Below are 3030 nucleotides of genomic sequence, written 5' to 3'. Positions count from 1 at the left end.
TTATGAAAAAAATCGTAAGTGCAGTTGCTTTGGCTGGCGTTGCCTTTGGTGCTTTCGCTGCTGACTTGACTGTAAAATCAGAAATTAAGTATAAGCCGACAATCGCTCAGTTCGACAGCACGGAGGACTTTAATGACAAGTCTTATATGACACAGGGGTCGGGACTCACGAACGACGCTACCACTATCCAGCTCAAAGAGGGTCCGGTCACGGTCTACGGAAAATATGACTTCAAGGACTCTGGTCTCTCTATGAATGCCGCTTACGGAAAGCTCACTTGGGGCAACTTCAACATAACTGCGGGATATTTTGAGAGCCGATTCTCTGACCGAGTCACAACAGACCAGAACGACCTCTCTTTGATTGAGCAGAACCATGCGGTTAAATATCTCACTCAATCACAGAATTCGGCTAAGGCATATACGAACCGAAAACAAGTTGCTGTCGTTGGCAACAAAAAGCTCGGTATCAATCCGAACGCGGGTATGCCAATCAAGGCTGGTCAGGATGCCGACAATGTTACGACCTATCAGGGGTCAAAACTCAACTCTTTCGTCATTGACTACACTTTCAAGGACTTGGGACCTGGCTCTCTCCTTTTGAAGGCTGTCGCAAAGACGAACGCCGGCGCATGGGTCTCTGCAAACGATGACTACACTAGCACTACGACAAACAACTCTGGCTACTCTTTCGAGGCTGCTTATACTCACGAGGCTTTCAAGGGTGATTTCGTAGCAAACCTTGACGCTGACAACATCGGTTCTTGGGGCTTGTATGTCAGCCCGACGGCTGTTGACGGACTCAAGGCAACACTCGGCTTCACTTATGCTTGGGCCAGCAAGGCGACCGTCTCATCATCAGATTCATATAAAACAGTTACCGGTGACGGCGTAACAATTTCTGACGGATATTACTACGATATGACTGATACTGCAGTAACTAAAAATGATGTCTTGTCTGAGGGAACTCTTTATTATTACTACAAGAAGGGTTCTTCAGATGTCTATGATGTCAACGCATGGGCAATCGACGCTCGCGCTCGCTACGCAATCAACGACGCTTTGGCGGCTGGCGTTTATGCAAATGTCACATCTCTCACAAAATATGAGAAAAACGGTACAAAACAGATTGATGGGGCAAACACAGCTCTCGATGTCGTGTTGAATGTAAACTACAAGCTCAACGACTTGGCTAACTTCTTCGTCGAAGGTGAGTATGCCGCGAAGTCTATCTCTAACAAAGAGAAAAAAGGCGACCAGGCATCTGCAGTCGGTTCAAAATACGGAACAACAGCACTCGTTGGACAGGCCGGTGTAGTCCTTACACCAGCAAAAGGTGCTACAATTACAGGTGCAGTTCGCTGTATCATGGGTGGCTTCGGTGCTGACTCTGACAACAAATACAGCAAAGGAACTACAATCGTAATTCCTCTCTCATTCAAGACTTCACTCTAATCCAAGCTTAGGCTAAACACTTTCCCCGCCTTGCCGCTGCAGGGCGGGGATTTTTTTTACAGACAGCTTGTCATGTACACGGGCAAATATGTCACGGCGCCTTCTTTTTTAAAATCCTTTGTGTAAATGATTATGCCTTCTTTTGTACGGCGAGAGAATTTCTTTAGGAATTTGTCGAGAGAGGAATGTTTCTGGTAATATGCGGATTTTGCCTCGACCGGGCAGATGCCAGCCCCTCGGCGGATGAGAAAGTCAATTTCGATGCGGTTCTCGGCGTTCTGATTGTCAACCCGCGAATAAAAATAAAGAGAATGCCCGCCTGCGGAGAGCATTTGTGCGACCATGTTTTCAAAGAACATCCCCTCGTTTATTTCTAGCTTGTCAAAAAGAATCGCTCGGTACACATCTTCCTGGAGTGCGGTTTGGTCTGCGAAGGCAAGGCTGAACAATAGTCCCGTATCAAGGAGGTAGCATTTCAGTGTGCTGTGTTCCTCATCCAATCCAAGTCCAACATTTGGGTCGGTGTTGTTGAAGCAGATACTCGCAACTTTCGCATCATCGAGCCAGAGGAAGGCGTCCTCATAATCGCGCATCCTCGCTTCCTTTTTTAGAGAGGCGAGCATGAATCTCTTTTCGTGCCTTGAGAGCTGCGACGGAATCTGACTGAAAATCGACCTGACTTTTGCCGCATACACTCCCGCGTATTTTCCGATATCGTTCTGATACAGCTTGAGAATGTCGCGCTTTATACGATCGGAATTCTCGAAATTCTTCGTCTGAACATAGGTAAGAACGGACTGCGGCATCCCGCCAACGAGCATGTACTGCCTGAAATAGTCCATCGCGGTTTTGTGCAGGGAACCGAGTGGATGCTCTTTCTCAAAGCATTCCCGGATAAAGTCTCCGAGAGTATCGTTTCCCATTGCCCATAGAAATTCTTCAAAATCGAGGGGATGCATGATTACGCTCTCTTCCTCCGATGGAATCACGATTTCAGAGACATTCCGTTTTATAGAGAGGAGGGAGCCAGTCTCAATGTAGTCAAACCTGCCGTCTGCGACAAGATATTTTATAAGTTGCCGTGCGGGCGGAAAAAGCTGAACCTCATCAAAAATAAACAGTGAATTGCGAGGATAAAGTTTGACTCCGTACAAGGCGGAGAGCTTATTGAAGAAAAGATCGAGGTCTGATGAGTCTTCCTCGAAAATCTGCCTGACACTTTTCTTTGCGTTGGCAAAATCAATCAGAATATATGATTTGTAAGCCGACTCAGCAAAAACCTTTGCTGCATAGCTCTTGCCCACACGGCGAGCACCCTCGATGAGAAGTGCGGTCGTTCCCTGCCTGTTTTCCTTCCAGTTGTGGAAATAATCCAGAATTTTTCTCCGTAGCACCATGGCTTCACCTTTTTGACCTTTATACAAAAGAGAATTTAACACATTTTTGACTATAAGACAATATGGAAAATCTCACTTTTTTGACTATGTTCGGGCTGTTTCTTAAACAAATCTTAAAGAAATTCTCAAAAATTCAAAAAATCCTCTTTTGTCCCAGGCAAGCATGCACGGAAAAGTCC

The 3030-nt window shown here is 46.1% G+C and carries 2 protein-coding genes; one reads left to right on the top strand and one right to left on the bottom strand.

What is annotated here, in order from left to right; translation table 11 throughout:
* On the top strand, positions 1-1454 hold a 1454-nt coding region (locus tag B2089_RS00130; protein WP_296685250.1), incomplete at its 5' end, for a hypothetical protein.
* Between the two features lie 56 nt (positions 1455-1510).
* Here the strand turns inward: B2089_RS00130 and B2089_RS00125 are convergent.
* Positions 1511-2851 carry an ATP-binding protein gene (locus tag B2089_RS00125; RefSeq protein WP_296685248.1) on the bottom strand — a complete coding sequence of 447 codons (1341 nt, stop codon included), beginning with the start codon at positions 2849-2851 and terminating at the stop codon, positions 1511-1513.
* Positions 2852-3030: the final 179 nt, after the last annotated feature.

Origin of the sequence: Treponema sp. UBA3813 (assembly GCA_002368605.1) — a bacterium.
Classification (GTDB): domain Bacteria; phylum Spirochaetota; class Spirochaetia; order Treponematales; family Treponemataceae; genus Treponema_D.
Note: the sequence above shows the minus strand (reverse complement) of the source record. Positions and strands in the feature narration are given on the sequence as shown.